General features: G+C 38.4%; 18 protein-coding genes and 1 riboswitch. Of the genes, 4 read left to right on the top strand and 14 right to left on the bottom strand.

Annotated features, from left to right (window positions below; genetic code table 11):
* Positions 1 to 68: 68 nt before the first annotated feature.
* The 9 genes from AC2YJL_RS20815 to AC2YJL_RS20775 are packed head-to-tail and all read right to left on the bottom strand — an operon-like array spanning position 69 to position 8,765.
* A complete protein-coding gene (locus AC2YJL_RS20815) occupies positions 69 to 1,187 on the bottom strand; it encodes a glycosyltransferase family 4 protein (protein WP_487374956.1) in 1,119 nt (372 codons plus the stop codon).
* Positions 1,150 to 1,935: a glycosyltransferase family 2 protein gene (locus AC2YJL_RS20810; RefSeq protein WP_487374955.1), complete on the bottom strand. Its 786-nt coding sequence runs from the start codon at positions 1,933 to 1,935 to the stop codon at positions 1,150 to 1,152. Before AC2YJL_RS20810 ends, AC2YJL_RS20815 begins: the two co-directional genes overlap by 38 nt.
* Positions 1,932 to 3,134: an O-antigen ligase family protein gene (locus tag AC2YJL_RS20805; protein WP_487374954.1), complete on the bottom strand. Its 1,203-nt coding sequence runs from the start codon at positions 3,132 to 3,134 to the stop codon at positions 1,932 to 1,934. Before AC2YJL_RS20805 ends, AC2YJL_RS20810 begins: the two co-directional genes overlap by 4 nt.
* Positions 3,127 to 4,572, bottom strand: coding sequence for an oligosaccharide flippase family protein (locus AC2YJL_RS20800; protein WP_487374953.1), 1,446 nt, complete (start codon positions 4,570 to 4,572; stop codon positions 3,127 to 3,129). Before AC2YJL_RS20800 ends, AC2YJL_RS20805 begins: the two co-directional genes overlap by 8 nt.
* A 9-nt stretch (positions 4,573 to 4,581) precedes the next feature.
* On the bottom strand, positions 4,582 to 5,532 hold the full coding sequence (locus AC2YJL_RS20795) for an NAD-dependent epimerase/dehydratase family protein (protein ID WP_251567420.1): 951 nt from the start codon (positions 5,530 to 5,532) through the stop codon (positions 4,582 to 4,584).
* Between the two features lie 12 nt (positions 5,533 to 5,544).
* Positions 5,545 to 6,183: a sugar transferase gene (locus AC2YJL_RS20790; RefSeq protein ID WP_487374952.1), complete on the bottom strand. Its 639-nt coding sequence runs from the start codon at positions 6,181 to 6,183 to the stop codon at positions 5,545 to 5,547.
* Between the two features lie 31 nt (positions 6,184 to 6,214).
* The gene (locus tag AC2YJL_RS20785; RefSeq protein WP_487374951.1) at positions 6,215 to 6,847 is read right to left on the bottom strand and encodes a CpsD/CapB family tyrosine-protein kinase; all 633 of its coding nucleotides are present in this window, start codon (positions 6,845 to 6,847) and stop codon (positions 6,215 to 6,217) included.
* Positions 6,837 to 7,571, bottom strand: coding sequence for a YveK family protein (locus AC2YJL_RS20780; RefSeq protein WP_487374950.1), 735 nt, complete (start codon positions 7,569 to 7,571; stop codon positions 6,837 to 6,839). Before AC2YJL_RS20780 ends, AC2YJL_RS20785 begins: the two co-directional genes overlap by 11 nt.
* A 33-nt stretch (positions 7,572 to 7,604) precedes the next feature.
* Complete coding sequence (locus AC2YJL_RS20775) at positions 7,605 to 8,765, bottom strand: acyltransferase family protein (protein ID WP_487374949.1); 1,161 nt, start codon at positions 8,763 to 8,765, stop codon at positions 7,605 to 7,607.
* Positions 8,766 to 9,080: 315 nt separating this feature from the next.
* On the opposite strand from AC2YJL_RS20775, the gene AC2YJL_RS20770 reads away from it, so the two are divergent.
* Together AC2YJL_RS20770 and AC2YJL_RS20765 are read left to right on the top strand one after the other, a co-directional pair.
* Positions 9,081 to 9,416: a helix-turn-helix domain-containing protein gene (locus AC2YJL_RS20770; RefSeq protein ID WP_251387173.1), complete on the top strand. Its 336-nt coding sequence runs from the start codon at positions 9,081 to 9,083 to the stop codon at positions 9,414 to 9,416.
* A gap of 111 nt (positions 9,417 to 9,527) precedes the next feature.
* A riboswitch (cyclic di-GMP riboswitch) is annotated at positions 9,528 to 9,614 on the top strand.
* A 20-nt stretch (positions 9,615 to 9,634) separates the two neighbouring features.
* Positions 9,635 to 9,757 (top strand): anti-repressor SinI family protein, encoded by a 123-nt coding sequence (locus AC2YJL_RS20765; protein ID WP_098333700.1) that lies wholly within the window; start codon positions 9,635 to 9,637, stop codon positions 9,755 to 9,757.
* A gap of 46 nt (positions 9,758 to 9,803) precedes the next feature.
* On the opposite strand, the gene AC2YJL_RS20760 is transcribed toward AC2YJL_RS20765, so the two are convergent.
* Together AC2YJL_RS20760 and AC2YJL_RS20755 are read right to left on the bottom strand one after the other, a co-directional pair.
* Positions 9,804 to 10,193, bottom strand: a complete 390-nt coding sequence (locus AC2YJL_RS20760; protein ID WP_487374948.1) for an SMI1/KNR4 family protein — start codon at positions 10,191 to 10,193, stop codon at positions 9,804 to 9,806.
* Between the two features lie 52 nt (positions 10,194 to 10,245).
* A complete protein-coding gene (locus AC2YJL_RS20755; protein ID WP_487374947.1) occupies positions 10,246 to 11,037 on the bottom strand; it encodes a histidinol-phosphatase HisJ family protein in 792 nt (263 codons plus the stop codon).
* Between the two features lie 179 nt (positions 11,038 to 11,216).
* On the opposite strand from AC2YJL_RS20755, the gene AC2YJL_RS20750 reads away from it, so the two are divergent.
* Together AC2YJL_RS20750 and AC2YJL_RS20745 are read left to right on the top strand one after the other, a co-directional pair.
* Positions 11,217 to 13,487, top strand: coding sequence for an NPCBM/NEW2 domain-containing protein (locus tag AC2YJL_RS20750; RefSeq protein WP_487374946.1), 2,271 nt, complete (start codon positions 11,217 to 11,219; stop codon positions 13,485 to 13,487).
* A gap of 266 nt (positions 13,488 to 13,753) precedes the next feature.
* The gene (locus tag AC2YJL_RS20745; protein WP_487374945.1) at positions 13,754 to 14,311 is read left to right on the top strand and encodes an HPP family protein; all 558 of its coding nucleotides are present in this window, start codon (positions 13,754 to 13,756) and stop codon (positions 14,309 to 14,311) included.
* 50 nt (positions 14,312 to 14,361) lie between these two features.
* On the opposite strand, the gene AC2YJL_RS20740 is transcribed toward AC2YJL_RS20745, so the two are convergent.
* From AC2YJL_RS20740 to AC2YJL_RS20730, 3 genes are all read right to left on the bottom strand, one after another.
* Positions 14,362 to 15,621: a glycoside hydrolase family 3 N-terminal domain-containing protein gene (locus AC2YJL_RS20740; RefSeq protein WP_487374944.1), complete on the bottom strand. Its 1,260-nt coding sequence runs from the start codon at positions 15,619 to 15,621 to the stop codon at positions 14,362 to 14,364.
* A 2-nt stretch (positions 15,622 to 15,623) separates the two neighbouring features.
* On the bottom strand, positions 15,624 to 17,063 hold the full coding sequence (locus tag AC2YJL_RS20735; protein WP_487374943.1) for a zinc ribbon domain-containing protein: 1,440 nt from the start codon (positions 17,061 to 17,063) through the stop codon (positions 15,624 to 15,626).
* Positions 17,064 to 17,141: 78 nt separating this feature from the next.
* A complete protein-coding gene (locus AC2YJL_RS20730; protein WP_487374942.1) occupies positions 17,142 to 18,032 on the bottom strand; it encodes a zinc ribbon domain-containing protein in 891 nt (296 codons plus the stop codon).
* Between the last annotated feature and the right edge of the window lie 238 nt (positions 18,033 to 18,270).

Raw genomic sequence — 18,270 nt, 5'->3', positions numbered from 1 at the left:
TGCTTCTATTACTTTATGCGTTTTGACTACCTGTGGTTCACTGTTTTCATAGAAAAAAAGCTTCCGGTTTAGAAGCTTTTTCCGCTCATGTTTACGTATTGATTAGCAGTTGATGCAATCATTTGACTCGACGTAAAGTGCTGTTCGACTTTTTTTCTCGCTCCTTTAGCAAATCGCTGCTTTTGTTCTTGCTCAGCATACAGCTCAGTGATTTTCTCAGCAAATGCTTGAGGTGAATAAGTCGGGATTAAGTAGCCCGTGTCTCCGTCTGCTATTGCTTCTTTCACGCCTCCTACATCAATTGAAATCATCGGTGTACCAACGGCCATTGCTTCTAAAACAACCATTGGAAAGACTTCACGATGAGAAGTTAAAAGAAGCATATCCATGTTCGTAATAAATGCTTCTGGGTCTTCTACTTCTCCCCATATCTTTATCTTTTCGGATAAGCCTTGCTGCTGGATAAGCTCTTGAATTCGCTGCAGCTCAGGCCCTCCTCCTCCGATATGAAACTTCATATGTTCGTTACCTTTCAGCAGTGAGGCAATTTCGATAAACAGCTCGTGATTTTTTTCTTTTGAAGCTCGTGCCAACAGGCCAATATGACAGTCGAGTGAAGCAGCTTTTTCTTTAAACACAAACTGATTCAAATCCACTCCGTTATAAATTGTTGTCACTTTGCTGCTATTTACGCCAAGGTGCATTAACTGCTCTTGTTCAAAGCGGCTGACGGTAATCACTCCATGTACAAAAGAGTTTACGAGTTTACAAAATAGACCCTTTGCTTTTTGTTCAAGCACCGTTACATTATGCTTTGTATAAAGTATTTTTACTTTTTTTCTTAGCATTCGATTTACGCATACTGCATACATCACCATACGCAGGCTGTTGGCATGAATGATATCAATTTTACACGTTCGCACTTTTTTCCAAAGCACATAAAGATTGTGAAGATGATTTTTCCTGCTTAAAGGCGTAAACCGCTTTTTATATTGAATTTTGTTGTACAGCTCTCCCATTGCAGCTGCTGTATATACGGTAATATCCGGATGATTCAACTGATTTTCGAGCTTACAAAAATACGTTTCTGCTCCGCCTGTAATCAATTTATCCGTGATCAAAAGTACGTTTTTCAAGACTTCACATCCTTTACGATTTTGAGAGGTTTTTACTTTTAGCGTACGCATTTACGCTGTACTGCACAAAATAAGTTGCGCTTTTCCATAGAGGCAGCCGCTCTTGTTTGCGCAGGAGCTTCCAATACCTTGTCGCTGCTTTCAGCTTGTTTCTAGAAACGGAGCGAGATACAAGACGATAATAAGCAAGTGACTCTTGAAGGCCGTAAGCAGTATAGCCTTTTCTCAGCAGCGACAGCCACAGCGCCGTGTCTTCAGGCTGAATGTTTGGCATTGAAATCTCGGAAATTTGTTTTTTATCCAGCATGACCGTCAAACAGCCGATAATGGTGTTCCCCGCTAGCATTCTATAGTTAACGCTTTTCGGAACGTTTACTTCAACGCTCGTTTTTTCACCTTTTTCGTTCATTATGCTGTACCCTGTATAGGAAAAAGCGCAGTTTTTTTCAAGCATGAATGCTACTTGTTTTGTAAGTTTTTCCGTGCGCCACACATCATCACTGTCTAAAAAAGCAAGGAAACGTCCGCTTGCTGCGCTTATACCTTCGTTACGCGCGGCTGCGGCTCCTGAATTCTTTGTAAGCTGAAGCAGCTGAATACGATGATCTTTTACACTAAACTTTTTTACTACTTTAGCCGTTTCATCTGTCGAACAGTCGTCAATCACAAGCAGCTCCCAGTTGAGGTAGGTTTGCTGCTGAACGGATTTTATGGTGGATGAAATAAAGGCTGCACAGTTATAGGCAGGTGTAACAATTGAAACGAGGGGCTGATCCGGTTGAGATTTGAAGTTATTCATTTTGCACTCTCCTCACTTTGGTGATTTCGTAAATAGCCTGACAGCAGCGCTAAGTATAAAAAGAACAGCTCATTTACAATTAACGAAAGTGACATCATTTGAAGCAAAAAACCAACAAACGTTAAAAATAAGTAAGGTTCTTGTTTATGAATTTTTTGTTTTAAAAGCTGAAGCAACACAAGAAGCAAAAAGCTAAAATATAAGCAAAAGCCAATCATACCCGTCTCTGATAAAATCTCTAAAAATGTGTTATGAACGTACAGTGCTTCGCCGTAGTAAAACAAGTTATACTCTGAAAAGTTAAAAGCGCCGATTCCGGCAAACGGATGCGATGAAAAAAACTCGAACGCCCGGCTCCACAGCGAAAACCTTCCGCTTCCTCCGTCGTGTAAAAAATCATCGGCTCGTTCCGTTAAAATGGTGAACACGTTAAAGTTCGTCATAAAATGAGCAATAAGAGCAAGCAAACCAAATAAAAACACAAACGAAAGAGCTGTTTTAAGACTGTTAAGCGAACGAGTAATGAGCAAGTACAGAATCAACACAGCGACCATGGCGATTAATCCGCCTCGGGAAAACGTTAACACGCTTGCTAATGTGCTAAGTAAAAGTCCGACTTTATTTTTAGCACTATAGCTATTCGTTAAAAAGTAAGTAAAAAACAGCGTATTATAAAATACATAAATATTAGGATCATCCAGTACACCAATCAAACGCGGATAGCTGCGGTCAATCATGACGCCCCATTTAATGATTTCTACATCGGAGGCAAATTGAAAATGAACGGCTTGAAGACCTGCAATATAAAGCAGCAAGCTCACGCCGTTAAAAAGTATGCCGGCTCCGGTTAACGCACGCTTGATGCTTCCGCTATGAAACTCTGCTATCACATATTTCATTAAAAAGTAGCAGGCAAGGATAAGCAAAACGCCTAGCATAATACGAAGACTCGCTTCTGGGTACAGAGAAAACGCTCCGGTCATACAGTAAAAAAGATAAAATAAAAGCAGCAGCACTTCATACGCCTGGAGCTTATAGACGTAAAAAGAAGCAAAGCTCAGCAGCAGAAGCGCAAATAAAAAAATCATGTACGGCTTTAATGAAAAGCCAATATTCACGTTATATTTACTTAACGTAACAAGAACAAAAAGGCAAAACAAAACGGTCGGTTTTCGATTTCGCACGTATACACTATCCATTTTGCGCCTCCTTTCTGTTCTCTACGTTTACTAACTTACTTTTTTGCACATAGCTCAGCGCTTGATTTCTAATCTCTCTATCTAGCAGCGTTAGTAGTAACACAAGCAGCATGTTTACACACAGCGCAATACACGGGTGTTGCGAAAATAGCAGCGTGGTAAGCACAATCGTACTGCCAAATAAACAAACAAAGATTGGAAAAGTTTTGCGCATAATGATGACTCTTTCTGGATTGCATAACCAGCAGCCGATAAATAAAATTCCTTCAATTAAAAGCGCGGCATACACGGCTCCCATCACAGAATAAGCAGCGCTTAAAAAATAGTAAAAAGCAATTCCCGATACAACAGCAACTAGCTGAACCCCCGTTCTTCTTCCTTGAAGTCCTTTTGTTGTTAAACCATCTGCTAGTGCTACGCTTAAGCCTTGGAAAATCAGCATCAGCGACAGCCACTTTAACGCATCTCCGGCTGCAGCCCATTTATCTCCGAACAATAACGACACGGCAAGATCGGATAAATGATAAAAAGGAAGCGCCGTTAGCATCCCTACTAAACTCATAAGCTTCACTTGAAGAATGTTTAACTTTAAATGTTTGTCTGTCTGCTGGTGATTATAATGGCGAAATAACACCGGATAAAAAGCACCTGCCACAATTCCCGGAACCTGATACAGTGCCGATGGAATGCGGTACGCAACGGCAAACACGCCGACGGCTGCAAGCGGAATTGTATTTTCTAATACGATTGGGCCAAGCTGCGGCAGCAGCATAATCAGCAGTCCACTTACAATAAATGAGCCGATATTTTTTAGCAGCCCGCGTTGAATTTTCTTTTTTAAATTAAACGATACTCTTTTCCCCACCATCCACAGACTGTACACTCCTGCTAAAAGATAGGAAAAGCCAAACAAAAACGAAATAAAAAACGCGCTTGTATGCATCAGCATTCCAATTGTCAGCAGAACCACCAGCAAAAGAGCTGAATAGATGCGAATAGCTCCTAAGTGATGCATTTGTTCAGTAAGCTGAAAATACGTAATCCCGATGCTTTGCATTGCAAGGCCTGTTACCATCGGCACAATCAAGTAGTACATCATTTTTACAAGTGATGCTTCGTGATAAAACAAGGAAATTACTATATATGCCCCTGCAAACGTCGCAAGCAAAAGTAAAATTCTCATTTTCACATACGAGGATAAAATATGATCCACGTCAGCTCGCTTTTTAGAGCCTTCGCGAAGCACAGTGTTACTTAAGCCAACGTCTGTAAAGTAGCCTAATATCATCGCAAAAGCTAGCGCTACGCTGAACCTTCCGTAACTAGCTGCGCTTAAATACTGTGCCAGTACGATAAGCGCAGCTGCATTTAACAAACGTGATACAACGGTACTAATAAATAAGTGAACAATGTTTTTCCAAATGGAATTTTTCTTCATACATTCCTCTTACTCCATCGTTTTAGCAAATCGCTGAGCTAGCGTTTCATGATAATAGTCATACGTTTTAGCTAAGCCTTTTTCAAGCGTAAAAGCAGGCGACCATTTTAATAATTTGATACTTTCTTTGTTGCATAGTCTGCTGTCTGCAATATCACCTTCACGCACGCTGTGATAAGCAGGTGTTAAGTGACTGCCGGATATGCTTTTCATCGTAAAAAAGAGTTCGTTAATGCTGATGCTGCTGTTATTGGAAATATTAAACGTCCCGCACCCTTCATACTGAATGGCACGTAAACACGCCTGGCTCACGTCTTCTACGTAAATAAAATCTCTTGTTTGACGGCCGCTTCCGTAAATAATCGGCTGCTGGTTCGTAACAAACCGGTCAAAAAAGATTGAAATCACGCCGCCTTCCCCCTGTGAATTTTGCCGTGGACCGTATACGTTGCTGTAGCGAAGAATAACGTAGTCAATATCATACAGCTGTTTGGCAAGCTTCAAATATTCTTCAGACGTAAACTTGGACAGTCCGTAAGGTGAAGCTGGACTCGTTGGGTGAGTAAGCGTAATTGGAGTAACGTCCGTATTTCCGTACACGGCAGCTGATGAAGCAAAAATAATTTTTTCAGCTCTGTGCTTTTTGCATGCATTAATAATGTTGATCGTTCCTTGAATATTAACATTGGCATCATGATGAAAATTAGTAACGGAATGAGCCACGCTCACTTGAGCCGCTTGGTGAACAACATAATGAGGTTTAAACTCGGCAAATACTTTATCTAATTCTTCACTCACAATATCTCCGTAGTGAAAAGAAATGCCTCGATTTTCTAAATTTGCTATTTTCCCCGTTGAGAGATTGTCAATAACCTTTACTTCAAATCCATTTTGATAAAGAAGCTCTGCCATGTGGGAGCCAATAAAACCGCATCCGCCTGTAACTAATACTCTTTTCATGTTATCTCTCTCCTATCTTGATCCGTCTCCTGTTACAATGACTCTTAGCGTTTTTATCATAATTTTCATGTCAAACCGTATATTCGTATGTTGAATGTAGTAAAGATCGAGTTCCAGCTTTTCTGCTGGCGTTAGCTCATATCCTCCGTTAATTTGCGCCCAGCCTGTTAGGCCCGGCTTAACAGCAAGCCGCTGGCCAAATGCAGGAAGTGTTTTTTGGAATTCTTCTATAAATACGGCTCTTTCAGGTCTTGGACCGACAATCGACATATCACCTTTTAACACATTCCACAGCTGAGGCAGTTCATCAATTCGCGTTTGGCGAATCAGCTTTCCTACTCTGGTAACGCGGCTGTCATTTTTAACGGCCCACTGCGCCCCATTTTTTTCCGCGTCACTGTACATCGAACGCAGCTTCATGATGGTAAATGGCCTGCCGTTTTGACCCAGACGCTCTTGAAGAAAGAAAGGTGAACCCGGTGTTTCAATCATCACAATAAGCGCAAATAACAAAATAACAGGCAGTAATACCACAAGTGCCATAAGCGAAATTGCAATATCACATACGCGTTTACACAGCGAGTAAAAAAGCGGAAATTCTTTTTTTAGCACATCGGAATCACCTGTCGTTTTCGAGACAATTTGATTCATCGTTTCACTTCCTTCTATATAAAGTGAGGAGCTAGTGAGACGGACTCCAAATAACGCCTAGCACATGAATGCGCGCTTTTTCCAGCATATTTTTCGTTTTGACAACGGCATCTAGTTTCGTTTTGCGTTCTTCCACAACAAGCATGGTTGCATCACATTTTGCTGCAAGAATATGAGAATCCGTCTCTTCCAAAAACTGAGGCGTTTCAAAAAGAAGCAAATCGTATTCTTCTTTCCATCTTTTTATGAGCTCATCAAAGTACTTGGAAACAAATAGTGTGGATGCGTTTCGAAAGTGAGATCCGGCCGGAAGCACGTCCAGTCCTTTGTATAACGTTTGTTTAATGGGTACATACCGGCCTTTCCCGTTTACTAATACATCCGTTAATCCTTCTGAACTTCCAAGATCAAAGAGCTGATGAAGAGAAGGACAATGCACGTTTCCGTCAATAAGAAGAACGTTTTTTCCTTGTTCGGCAAATGAAATCCCTAGCTTTGCCGTTATAAGAGGCTTTTTATCGTTCACTTCCGCTGATGTGATTGTCAGGCATTTGACTTCATTATTCAGCAGCACCTCAACATTTTTTCGAATCATATTTGTTTGGTTAATCGTTTTGGCATCTTGGTACAGTGAAAATGGATACTTTTTTCGTTTAAAACTCAAGGTTCTCCCTCCTAGTCTTTGCCTCATCACTGCCTTGCTTTTGGTTTCGCTTCATTTTTCGAGGCTCAAGCTCGATATGTCCAATAATCGGAAGTCCGATAAGTTCTTGAATATCTTGTTCGTTTCGTACTGTACTATCAAGATATTCTCTCAGCATTGCTCCCGCTATTCCTACCAACAGACTGACCAAGATAGTAATAGCTGCAACCGGCAGCGGCTTTGGAAATACTTTAAGGCTCTGCGACGGCTCGGTTAATACTTGAATGTTGCTTCCTTTCATTAGCTTCATCGCTTGATCTTTTGAAAGAAGAGCTACTTTATTTGCGATTTCACTTACTGTTTTCGAATTCTCGTTTCTTACGGTAATCGTGACAAATTGAGAATTTTCGTTATGATCAATCGTAATTTGTTCACTCAGCTTTTTGTTAGAAATAGTTAAATTTAATTCGTCTTTTACACCGTTTATGATCATCGGACTTTTAATAAAATCGATATACGAAGAAATTAACTGGGTATTCAGCTGCGTAATATTAGCAATCTCATCTACATTCTTAGATGTTGCTTGATTAACAAGCACTTGAGTAGATGCTTGATACGTAGGTTTTAGTAGATAGAAACAGATAGTTGTGATGCTCATACTCGCAATGACTATGACTAAAAGCATCGTAAGCCATCTTCTTTTTAAAATTCGAAAAAAATCCTTTAGCTGAATTTTATCCTGCATCGTAGACTCACCTCCATACGCTTTATTTCTCTGTTACTTACGACTCACTGCTCCGCCGAAAACAACTTTGTTTCTTGTGAGGAATTTCCCTAATTTGCTGGAAGGCTTTTCAACAAAATGATACGTGACGGAAGCCATCGCCAGTGATACAAGGAAACAAATGCTTAAAATGCTCCAGTACGGCAAAAGCCCGTGTAACAAATACATCAACGAAAACAACACAATGAGATGAGTTAAATATAAGCTGTACGAAACTTTACCTAGAAACGACAGCACTCCTGTGCGTAAAACCTTTGAAGCTGCCGGCGATGCTAAAGCGATAATAATGAACATACAGCTCCCTACCATCACTGCCAGATTGCGGCATAAAAAGTTATTGGTAATCGCGTAATTTCCCATAATGCCTTCAGATAAATAACAGGTAAATGCAATCAGAACGATAAGACCCTTTTTAAATGTGCCAATTTTCAGATAAAGTCGAATAAAAAAATCTCGGTATTTCGCCGTAACTGCACCCGCGGCGAATAAAAGCAAATAATGATAAGAAAGCAAGAAGTTCGTAGGCTCTAAGTTTGATTGATTAAGCAGTAATAGCGCTGATGATGAAACAAAAACGAAAAACAATAGCATTACGATTTTTTTTGCGTCCATTCGCAGCAAAAGAATCATCAACAGAGGAAAAATAATGGAAATTCTCATTTCATGAACAAGCGACCAAATAACATTGTTGTAAGCGTCTGTGTTAAATGTGCCAATTAAAAAGAAGTGCTGAAGAAGTAAACTTGGCGACTCGTTTGTGATCCATGAGTTATTAAACCAGTGGCTTACCTGTGAGATCCCGCCTTGGCTAAATAAGATTTTACATAGAATAGCCACACACACCGCAAACAAGTATGGAAGATAAATTCGGCAAATTCTTCTTACAAGATAGTTCTCATATCGAAAAGAAGAACGTCCATAAAACGGCAGTGCTAAAACAAATCCGCTTAAGACAAAAAACAAAACCACTGATTCATTTCCACTGCTGAATAATAGCCGCAGCGGACTCTCTTTTACCATGGACAGTAAAAAAGAAGAATCACCGTCATACCTATACTCACTGAAGCTTGGATAAATCATGAGATAATGATTTATCACAACAAAAAGAGCTGCTAATCCTCTTAACGCATCAAGTTCTACATATCTTTTTTCCATGTAATCTCCTATCCAAAATGTAATAAATGATGTCATCCCTTCATCGCACAGCGCTCATCTTAAATAGTGCTAGCATACTATACAAAACGTTCACTATAACGAATAAAAAGGCGATTAATCGACAAATGTTCTTAATAAAGAACAATTTGTAAGTGAAGTATAGCATAATATACCTGCACCAAAAATAGGTATTTGAACTCATTTTATTCTTTATAAAGAACAAAATATTATTAAATTTATATTTTTTATCTACACAACGTGTACGTTTATGCGTTATAATGAACAAAAAATCCATAAGCAGAGGATGAACTGAATGTGATAGGGAAAAAGATTAAGAATTTGCGACTGAAAAAAGGCTATTCTATTACACGCTTAGCTGAAGAAGCTAATATTTCAAAATCATATTTATCTCATTTAGAAAAAGGGTTAAACAATAATCCTTCCCTTCAAATGCTTGATAAAATTGCGTCTTCTCTTCATACAACGATTGACGAATTAATCGAAGGAGACATCAGCTGTCCAGCTCTAACTTCAAAATCAGTCCTCAATCTAGAGTGGCTTCATTTAATTGAGCGAGCCATTCAAGACGGCATGACCAAAGAAGAATTTATTGAATTTCAGTATTATTTAAAGTTCCGTAAAACAACCTGATAGGTCCATTCATGAACGTTTAATTTTTTTGTTATAATCGACCTATTTCGACATCTTTTACAAATATTATCTTGTAAAATAACTGTATACTAAGAATACTATTACAAATTATCCAGATAAGGGCAAAACTATTGAAAAATAGTGACGCAAAGCTTCAGGTCTAAGGCCGCTTTTGGCTACGATAGCTGGGTTCCCTGGCAAAGGGTGGATGAATCGTAATGAAAAAAGAACATGTACTGTCAATCGATCAAGAGTGGGTAAGTCTTATGGAATCAGCTCGCGCGCTGGGGCTGACTATCGAAGAAGTCCGGAGGTTTTTGTCGGAGCTTAAGCGGAACTAAATTTAAAAAGCACGCTCAAATTAGAGCGTGCTTTTTTTAGTTATTATTATTCTTCTAACATTTTCTCGTAGAACTGATCGTCCTTATCGAGCTGATCGAAAAATGCTTGAAGAGAGTCTGAGATACGTATATCCATAAAGTACACCGGTGAAGCATCTGCTGTGCCCCACCTTACTTCAAAATACAATCCTTCTACAACTTCAAAGAAAATAAAGCCTTCTCTTTCATCATACATATCTAAATCAGGATCATGGTCATAAAAGTCTTCACGTAAATGCAAGTCTACTGCGCTGTCTGGATCCATAATTCGCTGAAAAGCAGTTGTTTCATCCCTATTTGCAAAGCCATATCCTATTTCCAAATAAAATTGACGGAGCTCTGCCGGGAATTTCGCTCCTAATCTTTGCTCCGCGGCTTCTATCTCTTTTTCTTTCAACGTAAGAAATTTATGCTTTCCATTATGAAGAAAGTCAAATACAACACTCCTATTAAATACGCATTCCTTTTGGCTTGCGTTGATCAAACGTATAAACATGTGTAAATCCGCACTGTTTTGCCATTTCAACTGCTTCTTTCATATGTGCTCCTACCGTTTCGGAAAAGTGTGAATCAGATCCAATCGTTAAGATTTCTCCGCCCAAATCGCGGTACAGACCAACAACTTCCAGTGCCGGCAACGCTTCGCCCAGCTTCCCTCTCATACCTGAAGTGTTAATTTCAATTCCGATATTACGATCAATTGCTTTTTTCAAAATATCTGCAAGAATATCTTTGAACTGATGAAAGTCGTAAATGCCGTACTGTTCAAACGCATAGCGCTTCATTAAATCTAAGTGAGCCAACACGTCAATGTCCGCTTCGCTTACTAGCTTGTACATTTCATTAAAATAAGCGCGGTAAATTGCTTCTTTATCGTTCAGCTCCAAATGTTTACGAAGCTTGATGTTATTAATGTTATGAACCGATCCTAAAATAAAATCAAAGTTCTCTTGTTTCATCGTTTCTTGATACTTCTCTTTTAAATAGTGCGGCTCACAAATTTCAATTCCTTTTTTAATTACTAGCTGGTCTTGAAATTGATCTCTGCATTCCGCTAGTTCTCGTTCATATTTATCAAAATCCATATGACCATACGTTGGCGCTAATGGATTTAATGAAAAGTGCTCGGTAAAACAAATTTCGTTTATGCCGTTTTCTACAGCTTGTTTGCACACTTCTTTCATGACTGCCTGAGAGTCAAATGAATTATTCGTGTGATGATGGTAGTCTACTAGATACATAATTTCGTCACCTCTAGGTTTATTATACATCGACTAATGTCATTCTGCATTTTCACGACTAAAATACCGGCAAAAAAATACCAATGTCTATTTTTGTCGAAAAAATTAAATTGCTATATATTCATAGTCAAATTAAAATATAAAAATGGAAATTTTTTTATTTAAAAGGAGACTATAGTATGAAAAAAGAGTTAAAGTATGGATTTTTTTCTTTTTTTTTGATGGTTACGCTCATTCTTTTTGGAGGCACTTTTCTTCAAACAGCTTCCGCAAGCAGCGACACGTTTTTAAGTTCACTAGAGCCTGTTGATTCTCATGGTTTTTACTCATCTCAGTGGAGCTCTAATCCTTTTTCCGACTCATCCGGAAAAAAAGTTTCACATGCTGTGGGCTTAAGTAATGATTATAGAGGAACTGCTTACGCTACATATAAACTAGAAAATAAAAGTTTTAAAACTTTCCAAGGAAAAATAACCCTCGATGCAAAATGGCTAAAAGGTGATTATGGAAAAACAACAGTTGCTTTCTACTCTGATGACCGATTACTTTATGGGAAAGCTTTAACAAGTACGACACCTAGCGCTGATTTAAAAGTTTCATTACCTAAAAATATTGAGCACTTCTATGTCATTGTAAGGCAACAAGCCGGGAGTAAAGGAACTCATGGAGTAATTGTACAAGAAGGTAAATTTCTAACGTCAGGTTCTTATTTAAACACTCCAGAAACTGCTTATGACTCAGCGTTAACTGTTAATGCATCATACAAGAGTTCTAATTATTCTGATACCAACAACTCTTCTACTGACTTTAAAGATATAAACGGAAATTTAATAACTGAAGGAATTGCATTCTCAAGACCATATGGAGGAGGAGAATATGCCACTTTTGATATTAAAGATGCAAGTTACACGAAATTTGAAACGAAGCTATCGTTAGATGCAGATTATATCAAAGGAAACTACGGACGTACCGTTGTGGGTATCTACGCGGATGATTACCTACTATATGAAAAAGAACTTACCTCTAAAACAAGCGTTCAAACCGTGAAAACAAACATTCCAAAAGGCACAAATCAACTCACACTAGTAGTTAAACAGTTAGGAGGTTCTAAGGGGGTCCATAGAGTAGTTTTTATTAACCCTGTTTTTAAAGCGATAGGAACACCTATTACGGTTCCTTACACAATCTCTCCTATGACCGTAACTGGTGAGAGCAGCTCCTATTTCCAAGAAGGAGGCATATACAACACAGATGAGAGTTCAATCCCACAGTATTCCAACCGTTCTTTAGCTACAACTGGTATGATATTTAATCAAGGTTATAGCGGACAAATGTACGCTAGTTATAATATGAGCGATACTGACGTTAACTTCTTTAAAGCAAAGTTATCTGTAGATAGTCGCTATATTAATGGAGATTACGGTACTTCCGTGATTAAAATTTATGCAAATAACCAGATAATCTATTCAAATACTTTAACGAAGAAAACCGGCGTCATAGATCTTAATTTAAAATTACCTTCACATTTAAATACCTTTAAAATTGTTACCGACCAAAAAGCTGGTACTAAAGGTGACTTACGTGTTACGCTTGGCAACCCAGTGTTTCAGAAAATGCCTACTTCAGCTAACTTAGCTGCTAAACAAATTTCAGTTGTCAATAACTATAATAAAGCTGATACTGTAACTGTTAATTCACTGTCAAAAGGCGACAAAGTCAAAGTATACAATACTAAAGGGCAGCTACTAGCTACTTCGGCTGCGGCGGCTAAAGACTCTGTCACTGTATCTATTAATCAATTAGGCACTGGAAAAGGTACGGTTTTAGTGTCTAGAATTACAGGCAGTAAGTTGGAAAGTGATAAAACATCCGCAGCATATGGAGCTGAAGTGAAACCGGCTGTTTCTTCTGCTATTGTAGCAAAGAATGTAACAGTCGTGAATAACCGTGGCAAAGATGATGTAATTACCGTAAAAGGGTTAATTAAAAACGATATAGCCAAAGTATATGATAGTAAAGGCAAGCTTTTAGCTACTTCAAAACCAGCTGCTAAAGATAGCGTAGTTATGTATGTTAAACAACTTGGAACAGCTAAAGGTACTGTATTAGTATCCCGTACATCTATAAACAAACTGGAAAGCAGCAAAACTTCTGTTAATTACGCTGCAGAACCATCAGTTTCTACCAAGTTAGTAAACAGTCAAGTTAAGGTCATCAATAACCGCAATAAAAATGACATCGTCACTGTAAACAAACTGGCTAAAGGAGAAAAAGTAAAAGTATATAATGCAAAAGGCCAGTTATTGGCTACTTCCGATGGGGCCGCTAAAGATACTGTAACTGTTTCTATTAAACAATTAGGAACAGGTAAAGGTACAATATTGGTGTCACGAATTAGTCCAAGTAAACTAGAAAGTGATAAAGTATCTGTTAACTATAACGCAGAATAAAACTAGTAAAAAGACGTTTCCTTATAGGTGACGTCTTTTTATTGCTACCTTTTCGTCATTTTAAGATTCACTTTCTCCTTCACATAGAGACCCTTTTCACAGCCTAATTCACCTTTTTTCGTTCACCAAAAGTATTTCCACTAAAAAAAGATATTTTTCCTCTTCCAGTAATCCTTCTTTTCTTATAAACTAACTTAATATAGCAGATGTTCTGACATACAACTTGACAAACAACTTTCATTTACAAAAGAGAAAGGAAAGAAGAAATGCAGATTGAAAAAAGTTTCTCTCAAACAAAAAGTCCCTTTCTATCTTACTTAAGCTCTTATGCTAAAAAGATGAAAGGAGAACTAAAAGAAGAACCGAAAATCAATTATAGAGATGCGGTCGTTTCTTCTATTGGAGGCTTAATTGCGATTATCATCAGCAGCGCGATTGCACTAGCGCTTGGTTATCCAATGGCGCTTGCTCCGATTGGTGCAAGCTGCGTACTTGTTTTCGGGGCACACAAAGGTCCTTTATCACAGCCGCGCCACGTGCTTGGAGGGCACTTGCTCGCAACAGTTTCCGCACTTATTATTTGGAGCTTATTTCATCGAAGTCTAATTACGATTGCGATTGTGCTTGCTTTTGTTCTTATTTTAATGATTCTTACAAAAACCGTTCACCCTCCCGCTGCAGCTAGCGCGATTGTCGCCATTAATACTCAGGCAGGCTGGGGATACTTAGGTATTATTATGATTTGTGCATGTGTGGTCGTATTGATTTCTACTGCGTATAACAATTTATTTCAAGATCGGCAGTATCCCAAGTATTGGGTTTGATATTGGACTCATACATAAAAAAGACGTCTTCTCATAGAAGACGTCTTTTTTTATTTGTTTTTACCTACTGTGTTTTTTGCTGTTTCAGGGTCTACATGCAGCTGAATATCAGACGTTAGCTTATGCGTTAAGATTCGTTTTACTGACTCATCAATTCGCTTCTCTGATATCTTTCCTTCTTTTACTGCTTGCAAAATACCGTTATACATCTTTTCCTGGCTGTCGAGCGTATGACAGACTAACAGAACATCTGCGCCTGCTTCTACAGCTCGTACGCCTAGTTCTTCATACGTAAAGTATTTACTCACAGCGCCCATCTCAAGGTCGTCAGTTACCACAAGCCCTTTATATCCAAGCTGTTTACGCAGTAGCTCTTGGATAATAACCGGTGAAATACTTGCCGGGTTTTCTTTATCATAAGCCGGATATTTGATATGTGTTACCATAACGAAGAAGTTATTGTTATCTACGTTTGTAATCATCTGTTTAAACGGATAAATATCTCCATTCTCTAAATCCAGTTTATCTGCTTTAACAGATGATGTTTCTAGATGAGGATCAATATTGCTTCGTCCGTTGCCCGGAAAATGCTTGAGCGCAGCAGTTAAACCGTTGGCATTTAATCCTGACACAGCAGCTTCTCCAAACTCAGTCGCCTTTTTGGGGTCTGTGCCGAACGAACGCGTGTCCGTGTCAGACAAATCTAATACAGGCGCAAAGTCTATGTTAAAACCCATCGCTGCAAGTTCTTTTCCGTTGCGGTTTGCAGCCTGATATACTAGGTCTTTATCATTCTTCTGCCCTAGTTCTTGCTGTGAAGGAATCGGTGATACTTGCTCCTTCATGCGGACAATATCACCGCCTTCTTGATCAACTCCCATCATCAGCGGTATTTGATTGTTGGTTTCCTGCGCTAAATCTTGTAAACTATTTGTTAACGTCGCTACTTGCTTTGGCGTTTTCATATTTCGATCAAATAAAATAACGCCACCTGCATGATAAGTTGAGATCATCGTTTTAATATGCTCATCCACTTCTTCTGTTTGAAAACCAACGACCATCATTTGACCGATTTTTTCTTGAAGCGTCATGTTACTCATAAGTTCTTGTACTTGCTGATCTGTACTTTTAGGCTGACTTTTATTTTTTTCTGCCGAAGCTTTTATTGGTTTTGTGCTGATTTTTTCTGTAGTTGGCGCTTTTACGGCAGAAGAAGCAGGCTTTGACATAGACTGATAAGCCCAAACTGCTCCTGTGATTAATACAACTGCGATTACTGCGTATAGAACGCGAAAGATAGGTTTTTTCATTTTTATTCAGTCCTTGAATCTACTTTATCAAGATGAGCTTCACTTAAACGCCATTTTCCATTCTCTTTTACAAGATCCCAGCTGCCTTCCCAATCTTGAACTAACGTGCTTCCATCTTCATTATCGTCGTAAGACGTCATTTCGATATAAGCAGTTGCTTCGTTTCCATCTACTTCTGTTACTTGTACTTCTGTTACATCATCTCTAGAGTTCGCTTGTAGCCCTTTTGACCAGTCTGCCAAATCCACTGAGCTTTTTCGGCTCGAAGCAAAGTAATTATAAGCTGATGAAAAATCATCACTGGTAATAAGGTTGTAGTGAGACGTGATTGCATCTTTAATATCTGCTTCTTCTGCAGCCGCTGTATCGTTTTTAGCTTCAATTTCCTCATGGTTTCCAACATCATCTGAATCATCAATGTTTACTTCATTTTCCGAATCAAACATTAAATTGACTTCACTCGTATTTTTTCTAATCTCTACAACCTTCGTCTTCTTTGTACCCGATGCAAAATTTCGTTTTGCATACACTTTGACAGATCCGTCTATTGGTAAAGGTCCTAAATAATCAAGGTCTCCTATTTCAGTATCGGTACTTTTTCCGTTCACATACAGCGTTGCATCATCGTAATCTGAATAGACGTACACTTCATAATCAGACCAATCAAAATCAACTCTTGCTGCTTCTTCTTCAGACGTATCAATGCTTTGCTCATTAGACACTGTTCCATATTCGTTTTTAATGACCGCTTTAATTTTATGAGTTCCCGGTAAGAAAGGACCCACATTTTTCTCTTCTTCATCGCTATTGACTTTACCCACTTTTTGGTTGTCGACATACACAGTAGCGCCTTCTTCATTTGACGTTACAGCCGCATAGGCAGGATTTACACGAACGGTATAGTGGTCAAAGATGCCCCATTTCTTCCCGTCTTTTTGCAAATGCGCATATGGTGAAGACATGTCATCCGAATCATCACCAAGAGGAGCTTTTGCTTCATAAGATGCCGTTTCTTTTAATAATCCATCATTAATAGATGAAAGAACCTTTGGATTATGATGTAAATATTCTACAAAAGACTTAGTTTGTTCATCATTTGCGCTAAGCTCAATTTGTCCTTCATTTACATAGCTTTTTACCTTGTCAATATCCTTCTCTTTGACCGCGTTCACAAATCCTTCCGAAACGGCTCGAGGTGACATCACCATTTTATCTACTGCATAATATCCCCCACCTAAAACAATAGCTGCTGCCAGTATAGAGGCAGAAAGAACCTTTGTTTTTTTACTCATAGGCTTGCGTGGATTCGAACGCTGCTGTTGCTCATAGTGAGGCTGCTGAGCAGATGTCACTTCTTTATTTGTCGAAATGCTTTGACCGCATTCTGGGCAAAACCCCTGTTCTTTTGTTAATTTATGTCCACAGTTACTGCAAAAATCCATCTTTACTCGCTCCTTTATTGTGCTATACATAGCTAAAAAGCATCGCGCTAACGATGCTTTCTAGTGCTACTTCATCCTTTAAAACAAACTATCGATTGCATCTCCTGTTATATTAAGAACAATGGTTTTGATTTCTCCTACGAAGCCTTTACTTACCATGTATAAAACGATGATTGTTACCACGTAAGTAAGAAGAATGCCATACACTTTATCTAGACCTTCTGCCACATTGCTTTTAAAGCTCGTAATCGTAAGTGGTATAACAAATAAAATGCCTAACAACCCTACTAGTAAGAAGTATAGGAAAATATCAATATGTAAAAGTGATAGAACAATTCCCACAATAAATAAACCGGTCGGCACAATTAAAAATGTACCAAAGCGTGCAAAAAAGGATTTGAATGAAATATCTAACTTAGCTAGTTTCATAGCACCGTAAGCAACTGCAACGATTACTGCTAAACCGATAAACATAAAAATACTTTGTTTTAATACAACATCCACAAAGCTGACCTTACCTGCTTCTCCGACCAAATCTGAATCTAAAAGCCCTGAAACTAGACTATCACCAGCATCTTCACCTGTTATCGCGCTAGAAAGTCCTCCAAAGATCTTAACAAGCATCGTCTTCCATCCAAAATACATCATAAGAGGAATACTGATAGCGTATAAAATAAATGTAATAAGAGCATTAATAAACTGTTCTTCTCGTACTCCCTGAGCTGTAGCAAGAGGTGCTTTTAATCCTTGCATAAAATAACCGATATACATTTTTGAAATATGTTTAGCATTTTCCACATGCTGATTTGGCTGAGCAGGTTGACTGGCAGGCTGAGAATATGTATGAGTGGCTGAATGATCGGCTGTTGCCGCTACTTGCTCTTTTACACCTTCCTCTCCTAATTTTGAACCGCACTTGACGCAAAACTTGCCACTTTTATTAAGATGGCCACAATTTGAACACTGCAAATTTCTTTTCCTCCTTTTAAAATTTAAAATTTTTCCTAGAAATGTAGAAAAGCTAAAATCTACCTTTCTAAAAAAACACATACTTTAGGATTATACACTATTTCCAGTTATTTAGTACTATTTATTTTATTTTTATGTATTTTTTTCTTTTATTTTAGTAAAAATAAGAATTTGTTAGTCTTTTATATCTATGTTTTTAACATTTTATTATTCCCATGATCTTAAAGACATATTATAA

The organism is Priestia sp. SRI_019 (genome assembly GCF_057586255.1).
The sequence above is the reverse complement of the archived record's forward strand: the minus strand, read 5'-3'. Positions and strand labels throughout refer to the sequence as shown.